This is a genomic window from Aquabacterium sp., from assembly GCF_029946005.1.
Taxonomy (GTDB): domain Bacteria; phylum Pseudomonadota; class Gammaproteobacteria; order Burkholderiales; family Burkholderiaceae_C; genus Aquabacterium.
Genome location: NZ_JAQSDR010000033.1, coordinates 39,431 through 62,602, shown reverse-complemented (window position 1 = coordinate 62,602; position 23,172 = coordinate 39,431). Strand labels below are relative to the sequence as shown.

Genomic DNA, 23,172 nt, shown 5'->3' with positions numbered 1-23,172 from the left:
AAAAAGTCGAAAGAGGCATAATGGGATTATTGGAAGTCAGGGCCAAACTGAAGAACCGATAAGCGATGTGAAATCCGCGCGATTCTGGACAGGGCAGGCCCAGTCCTATGCATACAGGTCAAGGCCACCTCGTCGCCCTGCCTGGGCGGCCGCCGCGGCCATGCGACCTTCGTGTGATTCACCACCGGACGAATCCAGACCCGAGGACCCACCGCCCCAGGCCGGAGCGCCACCAGGCTGACCCGAGGCCTGGTTGAACTGTTGCTGAGGCGATTGATCGGACACGCCCGATCCACCCAGGCTGAAACCGGCGTCGTCCAACGAGGCGGACAACATCGGCAGGCTGGCCTCAATGGCACGCCTAGTTTCAAGGTTGGCCGCCGCGAAATCAACCTGCGCCGACTGCCCATCCAGTGAAATTTTCACGCTGATGGGGCCCATCTCGCCAGGATTGAGGTGCAGCTCGGCCGACATCGTGCCGTCTTCACCCACGGCGTTCACCCACAGGCCCACACGGTCGGCCAGGGCTTGCGGAAATTCAGGGCTGTTCACCGAAGGCGCCAGGGTGGCGCTGGTCTGGGCCGTGGCGCTGGCTTCGGCGGTCTTGCCAGCCAGGCCGCGCATCATTTCGGTGGACAAGGTGTTGGCAAAATCTGCGCCCTTGGCCGACGAGTCGGCAGCGCCATCCAGCACGGCCATGCGGCCTTCGGCGGCTTGCAGGGTCGACACGTCAATGGCGCCCGCTGCCTTGTCCGTGGCGGCGCTCATGGCCGCCAGTGCATCGTGGCCCGTGGCGGCGACTGGCATGGCGCCATCCTTGGCTTGCAGTTGCGCTTCGTTGGCATCCGCACCGGCTTTCTGGGCATCACCGCCCAGCGCTGCCGTCTTGGCCGCACTGTGCGTCAAGCTGGCCAGCCAAGCCAACATCGAAGAGGGATCGCTGGACGTGGCGCTTTCGGCCGGTTGCTGGTCCTTGGCCGCGACTTCGCTCGCTGTGGCGGCCACTTTGCCTTCGTCCACAGACGCCTGGTCCTGGCCCGCCGCGTTGCTGCGGTCGGCCTTGTCAGCACCCTCGTTCACCTTGCCTTTGCTGGCATCAACCTTGGCCGATTTGTTAGCATCGCTGGAGGCCGTCTTGGGCTTTTCAGCCTTGGGCGCGTGCGCCGTCTCGGAATGGGTCACCGGGGCCTGGCGCTTGGCCTGTGCGGCATTGGCCTGGGCACGTGCCAAGGCATTGCGGGCCTCCACCGAGGTGGACGAGGGCCCCTGCCCTGCGCTGGCTTTGGCGGGCGCAGTGGCATTGGCCGACAACTGGGACGCCGTGGCCGCCGGTTGAGGCGTGGCCGCAGCGGCGCGGGCCATCCAGCGCGAGAAATCAGATTGCATGGCCGCCTGATCAGCGCCGCCCGCCGGGGTGGACGATGACGACAACTTCGCCGCCCAATCGGTCGCCGCGCTGTTGGTGGTGCCGGATTTGCCAGAGTTGGTGGTGTTGAGGGGACCGTTCATGTCACAACCTTTCGAAATCATTCATCAATTCAATAAGACGTCGGCACGAAGCTGGTGGCCGAGCCCATGGACGACGACAGCGGTGAGCCACCCCGGCCCGCACGCGCGGCCTGTTCGTCGGTGGCTTTCTGGTCACGGCGCTGTTCGCGCTGAGCCGATTCAAGCTGGCGCCGATCAATCAGTTGGCCAACAGCGGCCACCTTGCGCTCGCGCTCGATCAGTTGCAGGCGGCATTGCTCCATGAACACCACCGCCTGTTCGACCCGCTTGTCCTGCTCGGACACCGCATCGCCCAGGCGCGCGGTGAAGTCCTGGTAGCAACGCATGATTTCCATCCCGCCAGATTTGGAGAACTGGGTGCTCCAGCGCTGCTGGTATTCCTTGCGCCAATCCGCCAGGGACTGGGCCTGCTGGCGCGCGGCATCGTGGGCTCGGCGTGCGTTTTCCATTTGCGAGACGGCATCGTCCCGCGCCCTTTCGGCTGAACCAAGCAAGATCAACAAAGGCTGGATGGTGCTCATGTCAGTCGCTCACGATGTGGCGCAGTTGCTCGACGCTGTCGTCCAGGAGCGCGGGCAAGTGCATGTCTTGTTGGAGCATGGCCACCATGGCCGGATGCAGATTCACGGCCAGGTCCAGGTCGCGATCGTGTCCGGGCACGTAGGCGCCCAGCTGGATCAAATCCTTGGCCTTGCTGTATTTGGACCAAAGCTGGCGGAAACGGCGCGCCGAATCGATGTGCTCGCTGCTGGCCACGTTGTTCATCACACGGGAAGCCGACTTCTCGATGTCGATGGCCGGGAAGTGCCCCGCCTCGGCCAAGTCGCGCGACAGCACGATGTGGCCATCCAGGATGGCGCGGGCCGCGTCGGCGATGGGGTCTTGCTGGTCGTCACCCTCGGACAGCACAGTGTAGAAGGCGGTGATCGAACCATGGCCGTTCAGGCCATTGCCGCTGCGCTCCACCAGTTGGGGCAGCTTGGCAAAACACGAAGGCGGATAGCCCTTCGTGGCAGGCGGCTCGCCAATGGCCAGGGCGATTTCGCGCTGGGCCATGGCATAGCGGGTGAGCGAATCCATCAGCAGCAGCACGTGCAGGCCCTGGTCACGAAAGTGTTCAGCCACGGCGGTAGCGTAGTTCGCGCCCTGCATGCGCGTCAATGGGGGTGCATCCGCAGGGGCGGCCACCACCACCGATCGGGCCAGGCCGTCTTCGCCCAGGATGTCTTCGATGAATTCCTTGACTTCACGGCCCCGTTCGCCGATCAGGCCCACCACGATGACGTCGGCCTGGGTGTAGCGGGCCATCATGCCCAGCAGCACCGATTTACCGACGCCGGAACCGGCGAACAGGCCGATGCGCTGGCCGCGCCCCACCGTCAGCATGGTGTTGATGGCACGCACGCCGGTGTCCAGGGGCAGGCGCACGGGGTCGCGCTCCATGGCGTTCATGGGGCGACGCACCAGGGGCTCGCTGCGCACGTGGTTCAGGGGGCCATGGCGGTCCAGGGGCTCACCATGGGCATTGACCACGCGGCCCAGCAGGCCACTGCCGATGGGCAGGTGGCGGGTGCGGTCTTCGCTGCGGCGCCAAGGGTGGTTGGGGCGACCCAGCAAAGGCGGGTTGATGGGAATGGCTCGCGGCACCACGCGGGCGCCGCTGGACAGTCCGTGCGCTTCGGCGGTCGGCATCAGGTAGGCGCGGTCGCCCGCGAAACCCACCACTTCGGCCAGCACTGGCTGGGCTTCCAGGCGGGTTTCAGAATGGATTTCACACACGGCCCCCACCGGCAGGCGCAGGCCAGCGGCCTCCAGCACCAGGCCAGCCACGCGGACCAGCTTGCCTTGGTTTTCCAGGGGCACCGGGGTGCTGGCACAGTCGTCCAGGTCGCCCAGGAAGCGATTCCAGCGGTCCATGGCCACGCCTTGGCCGGCGGCGCGAATGGGCATGTTCATGCGGCATCTCCACGGGAAGGCAGTTCATCATCCATGTCAGTGCTGTCACCGTTGTCCACGGGGGTGTAAGGCACTTCGTGCCCACCATGCCACTCGGTCTGGCTGCCCATCGCGGCGGCAGCACGAAACCAGCGCGCCTCCACGCTGGCATCGACCACGGCAATGTCGGACTCGACCACGCAACCGCCGCGTGTCACGGCGGTATCGGGCAACAGGCGGGCACCACGGGCTTGCAGCACATCGGTCAAAGACCCCAGCGCCAGCGCATGGTCGTCGGGGTTCAGGCGCACCACGATCTGCTTGGCGGACGACAGCAACACACTCAGGGCCTCTTCGGCCACGGTCAGCACGGCTTCGGGGCGTTGGTCCAGCTCGCTTCGCACAACCTGGCGGGCCAGCTCGAGCGCCACGCCGGCAATCCGGCCAGCCAGTTGCTGCTCCAGCGACTCCAGGCGATGGTGGAAATCGGATGCCAGGGCGCCGATCTGATCGTTCATGTAAGCGGCCAACTGCGCCGCCTGGGTCTGCTTGTAGCTTTCCAGCGCAATCAGGCCATTGCGGTAGCCATCCTGGTAGCCCGATTTGTGGGCCTTGTCGACCAGCTCTTCCACATTGGGAGAAGGCGCTGGCGGTGCAGGCGGCGGCGGTGGCGGGGGCGCCTCTTCGCCTGGCATGCCACCCACCAGGGGTTGGCGCTTGATGCTGGTGACGTTGGCTTTGGGTGCTGGCTTGGGCGCAGGCCGGGCGGTGGCCGCGGCAGGTTTGACCCCAGCGGCCGACTTGACGGTCAAGGGCACACTGGCAGCGGCCCGCTCCGAAAAGGTTTGCTTGCGCACACCCGACTCGCCAGCGGCGTCGGCGTTGTCGGCTGAGGGCTTCTCGAATGTCTGGGGGTTCCAGGCGGCAAACGATCCCAGCTCTTCCCGGGGGATGAAGCGCGTGTACGAGCTCGGCACATTGCTGCCACTGCCGTTGCCATTACCGCCGTTGTTGTTGTTTCCACCACCTGGCGGCACCGGTTTAGACGTACTCATCGTCGCCTCCGCTGGCCAGCGCTATCTGGCCTTCGTCGGCCAAGCGCCGCACGATCTTCAGCATTTCCTTTTGCTCGCCCTCGACCTCGGACAGCTTGACCGGGCCGCGCGATTCCAGGTCTTCGCGCAGCGTTTCGGCCGCACGGCTGGACATGTTCTTGAACACCTTCTCCCGAATCTCGGGCGTGGCGCCCTTGAGCGCGATGATGAGCGATTCGGTCTGCACTTCCTTGAGCAGGGCCTGGAAGCCCTTGTCGTCCAGTTTGGCCAGGTCATCGAAGGTGAACATGTTGTCCATGATCTTCTGGGCCAAGTCCGCATCGCTTTCGCGGATGTAGTCCAGCACCGAGGTCTCCAGGCTGGAGCCCATCAAGTTGATGATTTCCGCCGCCGGCTTCACGCCACCCAGTGAAGACTTGCGAATCTGGCTGCCACCCGCCAACACGCGCGACAGCACCTCGTTCAAGTCCTTCAAGGCTTGCGGCTGGATGCCGTCCAGCGTGGCAATGCGCACCATCACTTCATTGCGATGGCGGTCCGAGAACGACTTCAGCACCGAAGAACACTGATCAGGATCCAGGTGAACCAGGATGGCGGCCACGATTTGGGGGTGTTCGTTGCGCAGCAGTTCGGCCACCGACTGGGCATCCATCCACTTCAGGCTTTCGATGCCGGTGACATCGCTGCCCTGGATGATCCGGTCGATCAACAAATTGGCTTTCTCTTCGCCCAAGGCCTTGCGCAACACAGCCTTGATGTACTCGTCGGTGTCGGGCACCAGCACGCCCAGGTCGAGCGAATCATCCGCGAAGCGCGTCAACACCTTTTCGACGCGGTCGCGCGGCACCGACTTGAGTTTGGCGATCGTTTCACCCAGGCCCTGCACTTCTTTGGGCTCCAGGTGTTTAAAGACCTCGGCAGCCTCTTCCTCGCCCAGTGACATGAGCAAGATCGCGGCGTCTTCGAGTCCTTTGTCATCCATGTTCATTCGTCCTTGACTAACCAGCCATCCACTCGCGCATCACACCGGCCATGGCCGCGGGGTTCTCGCGAGCCAGTTGCCGCGCCGCTTCCAGGCGGGCATCACCCGTGGGTGCGCCCAGGGCGGGCAACATCTGGCCGTTCGGGCCCATCACCATGCCGGGCGGAATCGTTGCCAGACCGGGCAGTTCCTGCAGGTCATCGACCACCGCGTTCAATTTGGGTTGCTTGTCTTCGTCAGACACGACGGGCTGGGCGGCCTTGATCGCAGGGCGAATGGCGCCAAACACCACAATCAGTGCCGCCAGTGTCAAAGCGCCCGGCACGGCCAGCGTGCGCAACAGGTCCACCGTCTCCGGGCTCTTCCAGAACGGCGTGTTGTCGGGCTCGTCTTTCACCACCTGGAACGGCGTGTTGATCAGCTTGACCGAATCGCCGCGTTGCTCGTTGAAGCCAATGGTTTCGCGCACCAGCGCCGTCAGCTTGTCCAACTCTTCCTGGCTGATCGGCTGCACCGTGGTCTTGCCCTTGGCATCGGTCACCGAGCGGCTGTTCAGCACCACAGCGGCGTTCAAGCGCTTGATCGTGCCAGTGGCGTTGCGCGTGACACGAACGGTCTTGTCCACTTCGTAATTGGTGACGGCCTCGCGGCGGCTGGTACCGGTGGTGCCACCGGCGCCTTGGCCTGCTTGCAAAGCTTGTGCGGTGCCATTCACTGGCGCCGTGGCGGGTGTGGGTGGCTGGTTGCTGGCAGCCCCGGGCACACCCGATGGCGTGACCGAGCCGCCCCCCGCTTGCTCGGTGCTTTGCTGGCTGCGCACCGAAGCGGGCGCCTGGCCTTGGTTAGGTTTGTACTCTTCAGCGGTCGACTCGACCTGCGAGAAATCCACATCGGCCGTCACTTGGGCGCGCAGGTTGTTCTGCCCCAGCACCGGCTCCAGGATGTCCTTGATGCGCTGTGTGTAGTTGGCCTCGATCTGGTGAACGTACTGCAGTTGCTGCGCATCCAGGCCCGCTTGGTCCACACCATCATTCGGGCCCGACAGCAAGCCGCCCGACTGGTCCAGCACGCTCACGGCCTTGGTCGGCATCTCCGGCACGCTGGACGACACCAAATGCACGATGCCAGCCACCTGGCCACGGTCCAGGGTGCGACCGGGGTACAAAGTCAGCACCACGGAGGCCGAGGGCTTTTGCTGTTCGCGGAAAAAACCGTTTTGATTGGGCAGCGCCAAATGCACGCGGGCGCTCTGCACGCCATTCAGGGTCTGGATCGAGCGGGTCAGTTCGCCTTCCAGGCCCCGTTGAAAATTCAAACGCTCCTGAAACTGGGTCACGCCGAATTTCTGGGCTTCCATCAACTCAAAACCCACCACCGAGCCTTTGGGCAAGCCGGCCGAGGCCAGCTTCAGACGCACGTCATGCACCTTGTCGGCAGGCACCAGGATGGCGCCGCCGCCATCGGCGTACTTGTAGGGGATGTTCATTTGCTGCAACGAGGCCACGATCGCGCCGCCGTCCTTGTCGGACAAATTGGCGTACAGCACCCGGAAGTCGCCCTGCTTGCCCCACATCACCATGGCAATGAAAATCGCGACGATGGCCGCCACGCCGCCCCCCAGCATCAACTTGCGCTGCATGGGCAAAGCCCCCACGCGCTGAACGAAGTTGAGCGGCGGCTTGGGTTCGATCACCTGATTGGGCGATGCGATGACAGCTTGAGTTGGTGCGACTGTGACTTCCATGTGTGGTCGAAGCGTTGGGTCGCGCATCGAAACCATACGATGCCGCAAACCCGCCGGAACACGTCCATTATTCGAAGGAAGAGCAGGCAAAAGTGCCGGGAACAGCCGCAGATTTACCGGGCACTTCCCAACTTCGGATCAAGCATGAGTGCCTAGTATTGGCAACGTGGTGAACTGCATCACGCCTTGTCTGAGATAACGGCACCATGGACCTGAAACTTAAGCCTTTTGATTTCGCACAGGCCGCCGCCAAGGCGGGCATGTCCGACATCGCCGAGCGCGTTCAGGCCAAAACCCGGTTGGACGCCCTCGGCGGCACCGGCACGGTCGAAAAATCCAGTTTCCAGGCGGCTTTCTCCAGCGCACTGGGCTCGGTCAGCCAGGCGCAGAACCAGGCCTCCGCCATGCAGCGCGAAGTCCAGTTTGACAACCCCACTGTCAGCTTGGAGCAAACCATGATTTCGATGCAAAAGGCCCAGCTGGGTTTCCAGTCGGCGGTGCAAGTGCGCAACAAGCTGGTGCAGGCTTACACGGATATCATGAACATGCAGGTCTGACCGACCCGCCACCGTTCAATCCACCGCGCCCGTCGGGCCGCCCTCCTCATGCGCAACGATTCCCGCCTGCCTTTGCAGCAACTGCTGCTGTGCGGCGCCTTGGTCGTCACCCTGTCCATGGGCATCCGCCACGGCTTTGGCCTTTGGCTGCAACCCATCATCATGGAGCGGGGCTGGAGCCGCGAGTCGTTCTCGCTGGCCATGGCGGTGCAAAACCTGGTGTGGGGCGCTGCCGGCCCCATCGTGGGTTGGTGGGCCGACCGCCGTGGCGCCTTCTGGGTGCTGTGGGCAGGCGCTCTGCTCTACGGTTGCGGCCTGCTCGGCATGGCCATGGCCGACACCCCGACCCTGTTCATGCTCAGCACCGGTGTGCTGGTCGGCCTGGGCCAGGCCTGCTCCACTTACGCTGTGGTCTATGGCGTGCTGGGGCGGCATGTCGACCCGGCAAAACGCTCGTGGGCCATGGGCATCACAGCGGCAGCCGGGTCTTTCGGACAATTCCTGATGGTGCCGGTCTCCAGCCTGTTGATCAGCCACTTGGGTTGGCAGCAAGCCCTTTGGGTGCTGGCCAGCTTCGCGCTGCTGTTGATTCCCCTGGCCTGGGGACTGCGCGATGACCCCCAAGCCCTGCGCGACGAAGCCACCGCCCGCAACATCCTGAATCCCGAGCTGAAGCAAACAGCCGGACAAGCGTTGCGCGAAGCCCTCACCCACCCCAGCTACCTGTTGCTGACCGGCGGCTATTTTGTGTGCGGGTTTCAGCTGGCCTTCATTGGCGTGCACCTGCCCAGCTACCTCAAAGACCATCAACTGGATCCCACCGTGGCCACCACGGCCCTGGCCCTGATTGGGCTGTTCAACGTGGTTGGCACCTACATGGCAGGCGCCTTGGGGCAAAAATGGCGCAAGACCTGGATCCTGTCCGCCATTTACACCTTGCGCTCCGTGGTGATGGTCGCCTTCATCCTCACGCCGCTCAGTCCACTCAGCGTGGGCCTGTTTGCCGCCGCCATGGGCACCTTGTGGCTGTCCACGGTGCCGCCCACCAATGCCGTGGTGGCGCAAATGCTGGGCGTGCAGCACTTGTCCATGCTGGGCGCGCTGGTGTTCTTCTCACACCAAATCGGCTCTTTCATGGGTGTGTGGCTGGGTGGCCGCCTGTACGATCTCACGGGCAGCTACGATGTCGTTTGGTGGCTGGCCGTGGGCCTGGGCTTGTTGGCCGCGGCCCTGAACCTGCCCGTCAAGGAAAACGAAGCCCCGGCAGGTCGGTCCTTGGCCAGAGCCTGATCCCTGAAGCAAGATGAACATGCCACTCATGCCATCAAGGCGACCATGGCGCTGGCTGGCCTACCTGGGCGCAGTCGCTTTGCTCATGCTGGTCTTCCTCATGTATTTCCGAAGCCACTTGGTCTTTGACCTGGCCTCGCGTCTGTGGAGTTGCTTTTGAGACAAGTCGCGATCATCACCGGGGCCTCTGATGGCATTGGCGCCGAACTGGCCCGGCAAATGGCCCGGCAAGACGGCGCCAAGCTGGCCCTGGTGCTGGCAGCCCGCAGCGCCGACAAACTGGAACAAGTGGCCGAGCAATGCCGCCAGGCTGGCGCGCAAGTGCTGGTGCGGCCCACCGATGTGGGCCAGGAAGACGCCTGCCGAGGGCTGATCGCCGACACGGTGGCCCGCTTCGGCCGCATCGACACCCTGGTCAACAACGCCGGCATGTCGGCGCACGCCCTGCTGGAAGACGTGGCCGACATGGCCTGGTACGAACAACTCATGCGCATCAACCTGTGGGGCAGCGCCTGGTGCGCCCACGCTGCCCTGCCGCACCTGAAAGCCAGCCGGGGCCGCATCGTCGTGGTGTCCAGCCTGGCGGGCCTGGTTGGCATACCCGGTCGCACCGCCTACAGCGCCACCAAATTCGCCATGACGGGATTTTTCGAGGCGTTGCGCATTGAAATGCTGCCGCACGGTGTCTCGGTCACGCTCACCTATCCCGGCGTGGTCGCCACCGAAATCCGCTACCGCGGCCTCAACGCCAAGGGCGAGGTGGCCGGCAAAAGTGGCTTGGATGAACGCGGCGCCATGTCCATCGAAGAATGCGCCCGCCTGATCCGCGTGGGCGCTGAAAAACGCCAGCGTGAAGTCGTCATGTCAGCCAAAGGCAAACTGGCGCGTTGGTTAAAGCTGATCGCGCCGGGGCTCGTCGACAAACTCGCCCTGGCCGCGCTCAACCAGGACGTTCACAACCCCCATTGATGCGCTTGCTCAGGCGCTCCACCACAGAGCCCCCGGGCATACCCCGCACGCCCCTTTACACACGACCCCGTCGCGCTGGGTAAAATCCCGCGATTGAAGGAACCAGCATGAAATCCATTTTTGGCAGTATCGTCGCCCTCATCACCCCTCTGCACGACGACGGCAGCGTTGACTACGACAGTCTGCGCAAGCTGATCGACTGGCACATCGCCGAAGGCACCAACTGCATCGGCGTGGTCGGCACCACCGGCGAATCGCCCACCGTGTCGGTTGAAGAGCACCGCGAAATCATCCGCGTGGCGGTGGAGCAGTCCGCTGGCCGTGTGCCCATCATGGCCGGTTGCGGCGCGAACTCCACGCGCGAAGCGATCGAGTTGAGCGAATACGCCAAAAGGGTCGGGGCTGACTGCACCCTGCAGGTCGTGCCCTACTACAACAAGCCCACCCAAGAAGGCATTTACCAGCACTTCAAGGCCATCGTTGAAGCGGTGGACATCCCCGTGGTGCTGTACAACGTGCCTGGCCGCACCGTGGCCGACATGCTGCCCGAAACCGCCCTGCGCCTGGCCACCTTGCCTGGCGTCATCGGGCTGAAGGAAGCCACAGGCAACATTGAACGCGCCGCCTGGCTGATCAAGCACGCCCCCAAGGGCTTCAGCATCTATTCGGGTGACGACCCCACCGCCGTGGCGCTGATGCTGCTGGGCGGACACGGCAACATCAGCGTGACGGCCAACGTGGCCCCGCGCGGCATGGCCGAGCTGTGCAAAGCCGCCATGGCGGGCAATGCCAAGCATGCCGTCGAATTGCACATGGGCTTGCTGCCACTGCACAAGCACCTGTTCGTCGAACCCAACCCCATCCCCGTCAAGTGGGCCCTGGCCCGCATGGGCAAGGCCGGTGGTGCACTGCGTCTGCCATTGACCCCGCTGACCGAGTCCAGCCAGACCATCGTTGAATCCGCGCTGCGCGAATGCGGCCTGTTGTGATCCCTGTAGGATCACGCCCTGTGCGCAATTCATGCGCCGATTGACTTGACCCCGGATGCCCTTGCCCATGTTGAAGACACAAAGCCCTCTCCGCCTGACCGCTCTCAGCCTGGCGCTGATCGGCGCACTGAGCACCACCGGGTGCTCATCCGTCAGCAACGTGCTGGCCGGCGACAAGGTGGATTACCGCAGCAGCGGTGCCAAAACCGTGAACCTGGACGTTCCACCTGACCTGACGCAGTTGTCCGGGCAGTCTCGCTATGGCCAGCAAACCCAGCCTTCCACTGTGTCGGCCACCAGCATGGCCATCCCTGATCGCGCGTCTGGCGTTGATGCAGGCACCACCGTCGCCATGCCGCAGTCCGGTCTGGTCAAGCTGGAGCGCAGTGGCCAGAACCGCTGGTTGAGCGTGGCCTTGCCCCCTGAAAAGGTCTGGGAACAAGTCAAGTCGTTCTGGCTTGAGTCAGGCTTTGAATTGCCGGTTGAACAAGCCAGCACCGGCCTCATGGAAACCAATTGGTCGGAAAACCGCGCCAAACTTCCCCAAAGCGGCGTGCGCAAACTGTTGGGCGGCATCCTGGACAGCCTGTACGACACTGGCGAGCGCGATCAATTCCGCACGCGCATCGAACGCACGGCACAAGGCAGCGAGATCTACATCACCCACCGCGGCACGCAAGAAGTCTACGAAGACTCGCGCAAGGACCAGACCAAATGGGTGGCCCGTCCGGCCGACACGAGCCTGGAAGCAGAAATGCTGTCGCGCCTGATGCTCAAATTGGGTTCCCCCAAGGACACGGCTGCTGCGGCCAAGGCCAATGTGGCGGCTGGCACGGCGGCTCCCGCAGCCCCCGCGCGTGTCAGGCTGGAAGCCGATGGCGTTTCGCTGGCCGCCGATGACGATTTCGACACCGTGTGGCGCCGCGTGGGCCTGGCCCTGGACCGTGGCGGCTTCACGATTGAAGACCGCGACCGCAGCCAAGGCACCTACGAGATCCGCCTGGCCCCAAGCAATGACCCCAATGCCAGCAAACCTGGCTTCCTCTCGCGTCTGTTCGGCTCATCGGATGGCAGCGCCGATGGCTTGAAGCGTTACCGCGTGCAGGTCTCCGCCAAGGGCATCAACAGCGCCATCAAGGTGCTGAACACCAAGGGCGAAGCCGAGACATCGGACACTGGTCGCCGTATCACCAAGCAGTTGCTGGACGAACTCAGCTGACCGGAGACGGCCACGCGAGATGGCCCGCGCCTCAAAGGCCAAAAGCCCTGTGCTGGTATCAACCAGCCAGGGCTTTTTTCTGTGCTCACGCCTCAGCCAGATGCAAAAAAGCCGCTCCGAAGAGCGGCTTTTTAATCTGCGAGGACAGATTACTTCGAGGCAGCGTCAGTAGCGGCCGAAGCTGCTTCCATGACGGCCGAAGCGGCTTCCGAAGCGGAAGCAGCCACAGAAGCGGCAGCTTCCGAAGCGACTTCAGCAACAGCCGAAGCGGCGGAAGCGGCTTCCGAAGCAGCCGAAGCGGCTTCAGCAACAGCGGTTTCTTCAGCTTTCTTACCGCAAGCGGCCAGGGCCATGGCAGCGATCAACGAAGCCAGCAGGAGCGACTTTTTCATGCTTGTGTCCTCAAAAGGAATAGTCAAAAAACGGGGTTCTATGGAACTATGTGCAAAGCTCACAGCCCCAAAAAAATGTGAGACGGTGACTTTGGATGTGCAGCAATCGTTAAATTGCCACTCATTCAGACTGCAATTATACGATGCTTCGGGCAATTCCCTATAGGCCCAAAGTTGTCGGAGGCAAGGCCTCGCTGCAACGTTGCAAAATAACATCAGCTTCTTGACGCCATTCGCTGAGGTCGGAGGGCCTGCGAGACCACAGGCCTCGCCCAGAAATGGGATCGAGCAGGCGCAGGCCCAGCTGTTTTTCAAGCACCAAGGTGGGCATCAAGGACGGCGCTTGGTCAGGATCTGCCAGATAGCATTTCACGCGGTGTGCCCAAGTACCGCGCCAAGCCACCCAGCGCGGATGCCGACGGGGCAACTCATCCAGCGTGGCCGCCACCAGCGTGCAATGGGTTGTGCGGCTATTCAGCCCCCACTGCTGAAAGGCCTCCATGACGCTGCGCTCACCCAACGGCCACCGGCTGAAATCACCATCGCAGAAATACAAAGGCACCGGGTGGGCCGCCGCCATGGCCATCGCGGCACGCACACGGTCAATGAAGTCCGGCCAACCATCGATTCGGCCCAAGGCAGATTCGCTGTGATCGCCCGGCGGCGCCGTCATTTCAAGGGGGTCCATGGCAAGCCTCCATCAGCCAACAAACGTTTCTACACGCGGGGGTGAAGCCAGCCATCTTCCGACCACTGGTCCAGCAATTCTCGGGCATCGGCGCTGGCCTTGCCCACGGTAGCTGCACTGAGTTGACGTCGGTCGGCCAAGGCCCGCATCAAGCGCGCGTCGGCACCGGCCGCCAACCAGGACTCGCCGTTGGCAAAGATGCGTTTGTCGTCATAGGCCATGCGGGTTTTGGCATCCAGTACCACGCCCACACCATCGGGCAGAGGCTCACCGGGCTCGAACCACACGCGGGGCTTGAGCTCCGTCAAGGACTCGCCCAAGGCGGCCTGGATCTGTTGTGGATCATTCAGGAAGCGCTGCACCGCATCAAGCGCGAACTGCTGCAGGTCGGCCGGAATGCGTCCTGGCTCATCGGTCGCGGCTTGGTGCGGATCTTTGTAAAGGCGGGGTTTGAGGGCAGGCTCCAGGGCCTGGGCACAGCGCCCCATCACCTCCCGGGTGATCTCGGTGGCCTCGGGCGCGCGAAAGCCGATCGAACAAGTCATGCACTCACCCTCGGCCACGCCGTCGTGACCCCACATGGGCGGCAGGTAGAGCATGTCGCCTGGCTCAAGCAACCATTCCTCCTGGGGCTCGAAGTTGGCCAGCACCTTCAGCGGCATGTCAGGCCGCAGAGTGGCGTCTTTGAGCGGCCCCACGCGCCAGCGGCGGCGTCCGTGAACCTGCAGCAAAAACACGTCGTAGGAGTCGTAATGCGGCCCCACACCGCCGCCATCGCTGGCATACGAAATCATCAGATCGTCCACACGCGCCTGGGGCACGAAGCCAAACAGTCGCAGCAGCGCATGGGCGGCAGGCACGTGCAGGTCCAGGCCCTGCACCAACAAGGTCCAGCCTGCTTGGTCGAGCTTGGGCAAGGCGCGCCGCGGGATCGGGCCTTGGCGCAAGCGCCAGTCGTTGCTGGCCAGGTCTTGCACGATCAGGCGGGATTCGACCTCGTCCTGGCCCGCCAAAGTGAACAAGGCGGAGCGGTCCACCGGGGGCTTGACGCCGGGGATGGCCTGGCGGATCAGCAGGGGTTTTTTCTGCCAATGGCGGCGCATGAATTGCTGGGGCGACAAGCCGCCCAGCAAGGTCGATGGCGCGTCCAGAGGCGCGTGGTTCAAATCGTTGGTGGTCAATGTCATGGTCGCCATTGTGCGACCACTCGCCCCAGCTGGAATGTGGGCCATGAGATGATTGAGGGATGATGATTTCCTCCCCCTGCGTCGTCAGCCTGGTCTGGCGACTCGAAGATGCGCAAGGCCAACTGATCGATGAACTGCCCGAACCCATGGAGTTCTTCGTCGGTGGCGATGACCTGCTGGCCAAGGTCGAAGAAGTCCTGCTCGGGCAAGTCCCAGGCTTCGCGGCCGACCTGAACCTGGAGCCTGAAGAGGCTTTTGGCGACTACAAGGCCGAACTGGTTTTCTTTGAAACCCGCGACGTTTTTCCAGCCGAAGTGGACGTGGGCATGCAGTTCGAAGGCCCCCCTGAGGGCTCGACCACCCCCGACCTGCCGCTGGACGTGCTCTACACCGTGACCGAGGTGTACGACACCCACGTGGTGCTGGACGGCAACCATCCCTTGGCGGGTGTGGCGCTGCGCTTGTCCATGAAGGTGGAAGGTGTGCGCACGGCCACGCTGGAAGAGATTGAGCAAGGCTCGGTGGCCGAATCGGTGTTCACGCTGGCACCCAGTCAGGCGCCGCCGGGCTCAGTGTTGCACTGAGCCTGCTGCCTCACCCTCGACCTGTTGAGCCGAAGCCGCCCTCGCCTCGCGCCGTGGCTTCAAACGACTCAACGCGCCGAAAGCTGGCCTGCACAACCGGCACGATGACCATTTGCGCAATGCGCTCCATGGGCTCGATGGTGAAAGGCGCGTTGCCACGGTTCCAGCAGCTGACCATGAGCGGGCCCTGGTAGTCGGAGTCGATCAGCCCGACCAAGTTGCCCAGCACGATGCCGTGCTTGTGGCCCAGCCCGGAGCGCGGCAGGATCATCGCCGCCAGGCCGGGGTCGCCCAGGTGCATCGACAAGCCCGTGGGGATCAGTTGAGCCTGCCCAGGCTCCAGCACCACGGCCTGTTCAAGGCAGGCGCGCAAGTCCAGCCCCGCGCTGCCGGGCGTGGCATACGATGGCAGGTAGTCGGCCATGCGGGCATCCAGCACTTTGATGTCAACGGTCGTCATCGAAATCTCAACTCAGTTCACTTCACGGAAAGAAGATTCAGCCTGCGCGCCAGCTCCAACATGAGTGCGCGCGCCAGCACCAGCTTGTCGGCTTTGCTGCCGTCTTCGGGCAACTGGCGCTGGCCGGTGGCATCCACCACCAGCAGGGCATTGTCGTCGTGGCCAAAGGTGGCCGGGCCCAGGTTGCCGATGATCAAAGGGATGCGCTTGCGCAGCAACTTGGCCCGGGCGTGCTCCAGCAGGTTTTCGCTTTCGGCGGCAAAACCCACACAGTAAGGTGCGTTGGGCAAGGCGGCCACGGCGGCCAGGATGTCGGGGTTCTCGGTCAGCTCGAAAGTGGGTGCCACTTTCTTGCCTTCCTTCTTGATTTTGTGCTGGCTCAGTGAAGCTGGGCGCCAGTCGGCCACCGCCGCTGTGGCGATGAACACATCGTGATCGCTGGCCACCGGCAGCACGGCGTCCTGCATCTGCAAGGCCGACATCACGTCGATGCGGCGCACGCCGCGCGGTGTGGGCAAATGCACCGGGCCAGCGATCAGGGTGACCTGGGCACCCGCTTCGACCGCCGCGCGCGCCAGGGCAAAACCCATCTTGCCGCTGGAGTGGTTGGTGATGCCGCGCACCGGATCGATCGACTCGAAGGTGGGCCCGGCGGTGATCAATAGCCGCTGCCCTTGCAGAATCTTAGGCTGGAAAAAGGCGATCAGGTCGGCCAGCAGGTCGGCGGGCTCGTTCATGCGGCCGTCACCCACCTCGCCGCAGGCTTGGTCACCACTGTCGGGGCCGAGCAGGATGGTGCCGTCGTCTCGCAACGTTTGCGCGTTGCGCTGCGTGGCGGGGTGCGACCACATCTCGCGGTTCATGGCGGGGGCCACCAGCAAAGGGCAACGCTCACGAGGGCGTGCCAGGCACAGCAAGCTGAGCAGTTCATGCGTGCGGCCCTGCACCAGTTGCGCCATGAAATCAGCACTGGCGGGCGCCACCAGGATGGCATCGGCCTCGCGGCTGAGGTTGATGTGCGCCATGTTGTTGGGCTCGCGCGCGTCCCATTGGCTGGTGGCCACAGGCCGACCGGACAGCGCCTGCATCGTCACCGGGGTGATGAAGGCCTGCGCCGCTTCGGTCATGACCACTTGAACGGTGGCACCTGCCTTGACCAGCAGGCGGACCAATTCGGCCGATTTGTAGCAGGCGATACCGCCTGTCAGGCCCAGCACAATGTGCTTGCCCAGGAGATCTGAACGTTCTGACATGGGCCGGACTCTAGCAGGGTTGTCCAGCCCGCCGGGTCATGCGCGCCGCAAAGCCGCCACGGGTGACTGGAGAACCCGTGCGCGGTAGGTGCTGGGCGAAATGCCCGACCAACGCTTGAAGGCGTAGGTAAAAGCGCGCCGGTCGGAAAAACCCAGTTCGACACTGATGCTCTCCATGCTGATGGCCTTTTTGCTCAGCATTTGTCGGGCACGGGTGTACTTGGCCTGGGCTTGCAGGTCGGCGAACTTGAAGCCTTCGGCCTGCAGGCGCCGCTGCAAGGTCCGTGCATGGATGCCCATGGACTCGGCCACCTCGTCCAGACCGCCTTTGAGCAGTTCGGGCTGAACCTCAAAGGCTTGGCGCACCGCTTCGGTCGAAGCAAAGTGCGGTTTGCTGGCCTCCAGCTCACGCACGATGGCCTGGCGCGCCTGGCCGTGGACGGACGGGAGCGCGCCTTGCAGCGCAACGTCCAACAGGGCCTTGGGAAAGACCAAAGCATTGCGAGGCGCCCCGAATTGCACATGACACAGGAAGAAATCCTGAAACAGGGCCGCGTTATCAGGACGCGCCCTTTGAAACTGCACGGCGTGAAGCGGCTGTGGGAACAGCGCCAGGGAGCGACCCAGCATGGCCTTGGCGAACTTGCGGCACGCGGCCAGCACGATCTCAATCACGAAAGGCGCCTCGGGTCGGCGGGCCAGTTCGGGATCGAGGGTCACCACGATCGCGGCTTCGGTGTCGGTCTCTTCCAGACTGACCCACAGCCACGGCAGCTGCATGGCCCGAATCCAGGGCAAGGCGTCAATGGCCTCGCGCATGGTGGGGCTGGTGGCCAGAAAAGCCTCGACCTGGGGGAAACGGTCAAACACATAGGCTTCACCCAATGCCAGAGGGAAATAGTGCGTGGTAGAGCGCTTGACACACACCTCAATGGCCCGCAGCAGGGCATCAGCGGTGACCATGCCACCGTGCGGTTTGGTCACGTCGAGCTCAACGCCCGCCTCTTGGAATGCGGCCTCAACCGGAAAGCCGCACCGGGCGGATGCGCGCACCCAGCTGGGGACACCGAACATGGGAATGGGGGCAGACAAGCTCGAAATCTCAGGATTCCAGACAGGCGCCTCAGTTGATCTGGATTGGACATTGGAGGGGAACAAAATCATTTCCAATCAATATCTGAATACATGCGTTTTCTAATAAATGGGACAAATCAACGAATATCGAACGATCGTATGAATTGATTATTCCAATCTATTTAAATTCGCGACCCACCACAAGCATTTCAGGTATCAATCAGGAACAAATGGCGACAACAATCGCATCCATGTAGCTAAATATGGTTCGTCAGGCCCCGCACGGCAAGGAGGTCATGGCGCATGGCGCCCACGTTCAGACTGCAGAAAAGCCGCCGCTCTCACCATTTGGATACGGGTGTTGTCCGCACAGGCGTGGCTCAGCGACTCAGAACCGGCCCTGCTGGTCGCGCCAATTGCTGGGGGTGCAACCTTCCCAACGCTTGAAAGCCGCCGTGAATGCCCGGCGGTCTGAGAAGCCCAGGCGCGCGCTGATGTCGTCGATGGACATGTCACCCTTGCGCAGCCAATCGCAGGCCAGCCGGTGACGCATGCGGGCTTGCAGGTGCAGGTAGCCGTCGCCCTCGTCCTTCAGGCGGCGTTGTAGCGTGCGGGGGTGCAGGTTCAGACGCTCGGCCATGTCTTCCACACCCAGGGCCAGCAGGCCGGGTTTGAGGGCGATGATTTCTTCGATCTCAGCAGCCACGCCTTGGCGGCGGGCCTCTTTGCCCAGGCGCTGCTCGGCCAGGAAGTGCGCCTGCTCGTGCAGGGCTGGGAAGGCGCCTTCCAGCGGCAGGTCAAGGATGCGGCTTTCAAACACCAAAGCATCAATGGGCTGGTTGAAGTTGACCGGCACTTCGAAGAATTGCTGCAACTGCTCGGCGTAGGGTGGTGGTGGCCGCTTGATGGACACCGACACGAAACCATCGGATGAACCCTGCAAGGAGCGCCCGAACTTGCGAATGCAGGCCAGCAGGGCTTCGGTCACATAGTGCAATGGCAGGCCAAGGTTTTCAACGTCGATCACCGGGATCTCGAAGCTGATGGCCACGTAGGCCAGCTCGCCTTCTTCGCGGATGTCGAACTGTGCCCAGGGCAGCACCATGCGCTTGGCCATTTCGGCCACGTCCAGGGCCTGGCGCAAGGTGGGGCTGGTGGTCAGCAAGGTTTCAAATTCCGGCAGGGATTCAAACGCAAAGGTGTCGCCCAACACCACCGGGAAATGCTTGTGGGGCGACATGGCCACGCACTGCTCCAGCACCGAGATCAACTGCAAGGGCGACACGCGGGCGTCTTCCAGACGGATCAGGTCAATGGTGATGCCGGCCTCTTTGAACAGCGGTTGCACGTTGAACCCGCACTTGGCGGCCGCCTTGATCCAACTGGACAACATGAACAGCGGAATGGGCTTGATGCCCAGGGCTTTGAGAACGATCGATGGAATCTGCATAAATGAAAACGGCCCACTCAGCGTGAGTGTGCCGCAGTCTACCGAAGATCGGGGTTTCAACAACGACGCAAAAAAAAGCCTCCGTCACCGGAGGCTTGTTGGCCAAGATGTCACCGATCACATGGCCAGGGACTGGCGCATTTGCTCGCTCGCCTTGACGGGATCACCCCCACTGCCATTGAAGGCGGCCAGCCATTCGGCGTAACCGCGTTGTTCGGACTCTTGCCAGGGGTGGAAGCCCACTCGGTAGTAGGTCCAGTAAGCCTTGGCCATGGGCTGCAGCAAGCCGTTGGGCTTGAGCAACCACCACAGGCCGCCTGCTGTCATCTTCACGCGCTGGAAGAAGCCGAAGCCGTCCTGGATCAACATCTTGCGTTGGATGTAGAAAATGGTGACGGGGAACAGGATGGTGGCATCCACCAAAGCCAGCACGCGCTTGAAATAGCCCACCTTGGCCACATCGACCATCACGTCGTAGGCGACGCCCTTGTGCTCGACTTCTTCGATGGCGTGCCAGGCGTACATGGCGCGCACACGGGGGTCGGCTTCCTTGAGCAAGTCGCGCTTGTCGAACATGCTGTGGGCAATGATTGAGGTGAAGTGCTCCAACGCAGCGGTAACGGCCACGGTGTAGCTGCGGCTGTACCACTTGCGGTAGCGGTTGGTCAGGAAGTTCTCGACCCAGGCGCTCAGGGCTTCGGTGTCGATGCCTTGCTTGCGGATGCGTTCGTTGTCCTGGCGGTGGACGATGCCGTGCTGGGCTTCTTGCTTGTTGAAGTCCTTGATCTCTTGCAGCATCTTCGGGTCGGTGACTTGGTCGCGGAAATCGCGCACACAGGTCATGAAGAATTTTTCGCCAGGCGGGAAGATGATGGACAGTGCATCCCAGAAGCGCGACTTGAAAGGGTCGCCGCCAAACCAGTATTTGGGGATGTCGCCGTCCAGGTTGAAGTTCAGCTTCTCGCGGGGGACGATGGGATGGATTGCAACGGGGGTGGTCATGAGCAACACCTTTCTTGTAGTAAGTCGGTCCTCGGTGATTGAACTATAGGGAGGCGATGCCCTCGTTCACAGGATGCTGGATGACAAGATGGCATTGGCGCCGACATTCGCACAAAGAAAAAGGCTCCCGAAGGAGCCTTTTAGGGTGAACTCACGACATCAGAGTCGCTCAGTCACCCATGCGGGCACACTGGCCAGCGCTTGTGCCAGTTTGGAGGGGTCGGTGCCGCCAGCCATGGCCATGTCGGGCTTGCCGCCCCCCTTGCCACCCACTTGCAGGGCCACGAAGTTGACCAGCTCGCCGGCTTTGAGCTTGCCGATGGTGTCGGCGGTCACGCCAGCTGCGATTTGCACCTTGCCCCCCTCAACGGCGGCCAGCACGATGGCGGCGGTCTTCAGCTTATCCTTGAGCTTGTCCATGGTGTCGCGCAGAGCTTTGGCATCGGCACCGTCCAGCACGGCGGCCAGCACCTTGATGCCCTTGATGTCCACGGCTTGGCTCAGCAGTTCATCGCCTTGGCTGGAGGCCAGCTTGCCCTTGATGGCAGCGAGTTCTTTTTCCAACGCGCGGATCTGATCTTGCGCTGCAGCAACGCGGGCAGGCACTTCGGCGGGCGCGGCCTTGAGCAGGCTGGCCAGACCCTGCACGGTGCCTTCCAGCGATTGCAGGTAGCTCAAGGCGCCAATGCCGGTGACGGCTTCAACACGGCGCACGCCAGCGGCCACACCGCTTTCGGCCACGATCTTGAACACGCCGATGTCGCCGGTGCGCTTGACGTGCGTGCCACCGCACAACTCTTTGGAGGTGCCGATGCTGAGCACGCGGACTTCGTCGGCGTATTTCTCGCCAAACAGCATCATGGCGCCGGTCTTTTGGGCGTCTTCCAGGCCCATCACGGCGGCGTTGGTGGCCTCGTTGAGCAGGATCTCGGCATTGACCAGTTCTTCAACCTGGCGGATTTCGTCGGCCGTCATGGGCGCGTTGTGCGCGAAGTCAAAGCGGGTGCGGTCGGCGGTGACTTGCGAGCCCTTTTGCTGCACATGGCCGCCCAGCACTTCGCGCAAGGCTTTGTGCATGAGGTGGGTGGCGCTGTGGTTGCGGATGGTGCGGGCGCGCACGTCGGCATCGACGCGGGCGTTGAGGGTATCGCCCACCTTGATCTCGCCTTCGACCACGCGGCCGTGGTGGCCGAACACATCGGCCTGGATCTTCAGGGTGTCTTCGACCACGAAGCGCGAGGTGCCGTTGCGCAGGTCGCCGCTGTCGCCAGCCTGGCCGCCGGACTCGGCGTAGAAGGGGGTGTCGTCCAGCACGATGACGGCGTCGTCACCGGCGCGGGCGGATTGGGCAGGTGAGCCATCCACGTAGACGGCGGTGACTTGGGAGCCCTCGTGGGTCAGGTGGTCGTAGCCGTGGAAGGTGGTGGGCGTGCCGGTGTACTCCAGGCCAGCGGCCATCTTGAACTTGCCCGCAGCGCGGGCTTGTTCGCGCTGGCGGGTCATGGCGGCATCGAAACCGGCGCTGTCCACGGTCACATCGCGCTCGCGGCAAACGTCAGCGGTCAGGTCGACCGGGAAGCCGAAGGTGTCATGCAACTTGAACGCGGTATCCCCGTCGATCACCTTGGTGCCGGATTTTTCGACGGCGGCCAGGGCCGTTTCCAGGATCTCCATGCCATTGGCGATGGTCTGGAAGAAGCGCTCTTCTTCGGTCTTCAAGACCTCGGTAATGCGCTTTTCATTCTGGCGCAGCTCGGGGTAAGCATCGCCCATCTGTTCGACCAGCGCGCCCACCAGCTTGTGGAAGAACGGCGTGCGGGCGCCCAGCTTGTAGCCATGGCGGATGGCGCGGCGCGTGATGCGGCGCAGCACGTAGCCACGGCCTTCGTTGCTGGGGATCACGCCATCGGCCACGGTGAACGAGCACGCGCGGATGTGGTCGGCGATCACCTTCAGACTGGGGCTGGATGCGTCGACATCACCACCGCCTGCCGCGTCCACGGCGGACTTGGCGGCAGCCAGCAGCGCCACGAACAAGTCGATCTCGTAGTTGCCGTGCACGCCTTGCAGCACAGCGGCGATGCGCTCCAGGCCCATGCCGGTGTCCACGCTGGGCTTGGGCAACTTGTGCATCACGCCCGCTTCGTCGCGGTTGAACTGCATGAACACGTTGTTCCAGATCTCGATGAAGCGGTCGCCATCTTCATCGGGGCTGCCGGGCGGGCCGCCGGGGATGTGGTCGCCGTGGTCGTAGAAGATCTCGGTGCAGGGGCCGCAGGGGCCGGTGTCGCCCATCATCCAGAAGTTGTCGGAGGCGTAGCGCGCGCCCTTGTTGTCGCCGATGCGGATGATGCGCTCGGCGGGCACGCCGATCTCTTTGTTCCAGATCTCGTAGGCCTCGTCGTCTTCGGCGTAGACCGTGACGGTGAGCTTGTCCTTGGGCAGCTTGAAGACCTCGGTCAGCAACTCCCAGGCGAAGCTGATGGCGTCGCGCTTGAAGTAGTCCCCGAAGCTGAAGTTGCCCAGCATCTCGAAGAAGGTGTGGTGGCGGGCGGTGTAGCCCACGTTATCCAGGTCGTTGTGCTTGCCGCCGGCGCGGATGCACTTCTGCGACGAGGTGGCGCGTGTGTAGGGGCGCTTGTCGAAGCCCAGGAACACGTCCTTGAACTGGTTCATGCCCGCGTTGGTGAACAACAGGGTCGGGTCGTCACCGGGCACCACGGGGCTGGAGGCCACGATGGTGTGGCCCTTCGACTCGAAGAACTTCAGAAACTTGGAGCGGATCTCGGCGGCTTTCATCTTGGGGGCTTCCAGTTCGGGACGTGGGCGGGGC

Annotated in this window: 22 protein-coding genes; 7 read left to right on the top strand and 15 right to left on the bottom strand. The window is 63.1% G+C overall.

Annotated elements, in window-relative coordinates; all coding sequences use genetic code 11:
- Positions 1-105: 105 nt before the first annotated feature.
- Genes PSV38_RS16180 through fliF form a run of 6 tightly spaced genes read right to left on the bottom strand, consistent with a single transcriptional unit; the run spans position 106 to position 7,225 of the window.
- Positions 106-1,509, bottom strand: coding sequence for a flagellar hook-length control protein FliK (locus PSV38_RS16180; protein WP_300549178.1), 1,404 nt, complete (start codon positions 1,507-1,509; stop codon positions 106-108).
- 29 nt (positions 1,510-1,538) lie between these two features.
- Positions 1,539-2,030 (bottom strand): flagellar export protein FliJ, encoded by a 492-nt coding sequence (gene fliJ, locus PSV38_RS16175; protein WP_300549177.1) that lies wholly within the window; start codon positions 2,028-2,030, stop codon positions 1,539-1,541.
- A gap of 1 nt (position 2,031) precedes the next feature.
- On the bottom strand, positions 2,032-3,465 hold the full coding sequence (gene fliI / locus PSV38_RS16170) for a flagellar protein export ATPase FliI (RefSeq protein WP_300549175.1): 1,434 nt from the start codon (positions 3,463-3,465) through the stop codon (positions 2,032-2,034).
- The gene (locus tag PSV38_RS16165) at positions 3,462-4,499 is read right to left on the bottom strand and encodes a flagellar assembly protein FliH (protein WP_300549173.1); all 1,038 of its coding nucleotides are present in this window, start codon (positions 4,497-4,499) and stop codon (positions 3,462-3,464) included. Before PSV38_RS16165 ends, fliI begins: the two co-directional genes overlap by 4 nt.
- Positions 4,486-5,481, bottom strand: a complete 996-nt coding sequence (gene fliG, locus PSV38_RS16160) for a flagellar motor switch protein FliG (RefSeq protein WP_300549171.1) — start codon at positions 5,479-5,481, stop codon at positions 4,486-4,488. The genes PSV38_RS16165 and fliG overlap by 14 nt, the downstream gene beginning before the upstream one ends.
- Positions 5,482-5,497: 16 nt before the next feature.
- Positions 5,498-7,225 (bottom strand): flagellar basal-body MS-ring/collar protein FliF, encoded by a 1,728-nt coding sequence (gene fliF, locus PSV38_RS16155; RefSeq protein WP_300549169.1) that lies wholly within the window; start codon positions 7,223-7,225, stop codon positions 5,498-5,500.
- A 206-nt stretch (positions 7,226-7,431) separates the two neighbouring features.
- Here fliF and fliE point away from each other — a divergent pair, with 206 nt between their 5' ends.
- The 6 genes from fliE (at position 7,432) to bamC (ending at position 12,249) form a co-directional block, all read left to right on the top strand.
- Entirely contained in the window at positions 7,432-7,782 is a 351-nt protein-coding gene (fliE, locus tag PSV38_RS16150) for a flagellar hook-basal body complex protein FliE (protein ID WP_300549167.1), read from the top strand.
- A 48-nt stretch (positions 7,783-7,830) separates the two neighbouring features.
- Positions 7,831-9,072 carry an MFS transporter gene (locus tag PSV38_RS16145; protein ID WP_300549166.1) on the top strand — a complete coding sequence of 414 codons (1,242 nt, stop codon included), beginning with the start codon at positions 7,831-7,833 and terminating at the stop codon, positions 9,070-9,072.
- A 13-nt stretch (positions 9,073-9,085) separates the two neighbouring features.
- Complete coding sequence (locus PSV38_RS16140; protein ID WP_300549164.1) at positions 9,086-9,232, top strand: hypothetical protein; 147 nt, start codon at positions 9,086-9,088, stop codon at positions 9,230-9,232.
- Positions 9,229-10,041: an SDR family oxidoreductase gene (locus tag PSV38_RS16135; RefSeq protein WP_300549162.1), complete on the top strand. Its 813-nt coding sequence runs from the start codon at positions 9,229-9,231 to the stop codon at positions 10,039-10,041. Before PSV38_RS16140 ends, PSV38_RS16135 begins: the two co-directional genes overlap by 4 nt.
- 107 nt (positions 10,042-10,148) lie before the next feature.
- Positions 10,149-11,030: a 4-hydroxy-tetrahydrodipicolinate synthase gene (dapA, locus tag PSV38_RS16130; protein ID WP_300549161.1), complete on the top strand. Its 882-nt coding sequence runs from the start codon at positions 10,149-10,151 to the stop codon at positions 11,028-11,030.
- Positions 11,031-11,097: 67 nt separating this feature from the next.
- A complete protein-coding gene (gene bamC / locus PSV38_RS16125) occupies positions 11,098-12,249 on the top strand; it encodes an outer membrane protein assembly factor BamC (RefSeq protein WP_300549159.1) in 1,152 nt (383 codons plus the stop codon).
- A gap of 149 nt (positions 12,250-12,398) precedes the next feature.
- Here the strand turns inward: bamC and PSV38_RS16120 are convergent, their stop codons facing one another.
- From PSV38_RS16120 to PSV38_RS16110, 3 genes are all read right to left on the bottom strand, one after another.
- The gene (locus PSV38_RS16120) at positions 12,399-12,641 is read right to left on the bottom strand and encodes a hypothetical protein (protein ID WP_300549157.1); all 243 of its coding nucleotides are present in this window, start codon (positions 12,639-12,641) and stop codon (positions 12,399-12,401) included.
- A gap of 160 nt (positions 12,642-12,801) precedes the next feature.
- Positions 12,802-13,329 carry a hypothetical protein gene (locus PSV38_RS16115; protein ID WP_300549155.1) on the bottom strand — a complete coding sequence of 176 codons (528 nt, stop codon included), beginning with the start codon at positions 13,327-13,329 and terminating at the stop codon, positions 12,802-12,804.
- Positions 13,330-13,358: 29 nt separating this feature from the next.
- On the bottom strand, positions 13,359-14,516 hold the full coding sequence (locus PSV38_RS16110) for a cupin domain-containing protein (protein ID WP_300549154.1): 1,158 nt from the start codon (positions 14,514-14,516) through the stop codon (positions 13,359-13,361).
- Positions 14,517-14,575: 59 nt separating this feature from the next.
- Here PSV38_RS16110 and PSV38_RS16105 point away from each other — a divergent pair, with 59 nt between their 5' ends.
- Entirely contained in the window at positions 14,576-15,100 is a 525-nt protein-coding gene (locus tag PSV38_RS16105) for a peptidylprolyl isomerase (protein ID WP_300549152.1), read from the top strand.
- 10 nt (positions 15,101-15,110) lie between these two features.
- Here the strand turns inward: PSV38_RS16105 and dut are convergent, their stop codons facing one another.
- From dut to alaS, 6 genes are all read right to left on the bottom strand, one after another.
- Entirely contained in the window at positions 15,111-15,560 is a 450-nt protein-coding gene (gene dut, locus PSV38_RS16100; RefSeq protein WP_300549150.1) for a dUTP diphosphatase, read from the bottom strand.
- 17 nt (positions 15,561-15,577) lie between these two features.
- On the bottom strand, positions 15,578-16,813 hold the full coding sequence (gene coaBC, locus PSV38_RS16095; RefSeq protein WP_300549148.1) for a bifunctional phosphopantothenoylcysteine decarboxylase/phosphopantothenate--cysteine ligase CoaBC: 1,236 nt from the start codon (positions 16,811-16,813) through the stop codon (positions 15,578-15,580).
- Between the two features lie 36 nt (positions 16,814-16,849).
- The gene (locus PSV38_RS16090) at positions 16,850-17,905 is read right to left on the bottom strand and encodes an AraC family transcriptional regulator (protein ID WP_300549146.1); all 1,056 of its coding nucleotides are present in this window, start codon (positions 17,903-17,905) and stop codon (positions 16,850-16,852) included.
- Between the two features lie 370 nt (positions 17,906-18,275).
- Positions 18,276-19,337, bottom strand: coding sequence for an AraC family transcriptional regulator (locus tag PSV38_RS16085; protein WP_300549145.1), 1,062 nt, complete (start codon positions 19,335-19,337; stop codon positions 18,276-18,278).
- A gap of 117 nt (positions 19,338-19,454) precedes the next feature.
- A complete protein-coding gene (locus tag PSV38_RS16080; protein ID WP_300549143.1) occupies positions 19,455-20,339 on the bottom strand; it encodes a metal-dependent hydrolase in 885 nt (294 codons plus the stop codon).
- Positions 20,340-20,498: 159 nt separating this feature from the next.
- Positions 20,499-23,138, bottom strand: coding sequence for an alanine--tRNA ligase (gene alaS / locus PSV38_RS16075; protein ID WP_300549141.1), 2,640 nt, complete (start codon positions 23,136-23,138; stop codon positions 20,499-20,501).
- Positions 23,139-23,172 lie beyond the last annotated feature (34 nt).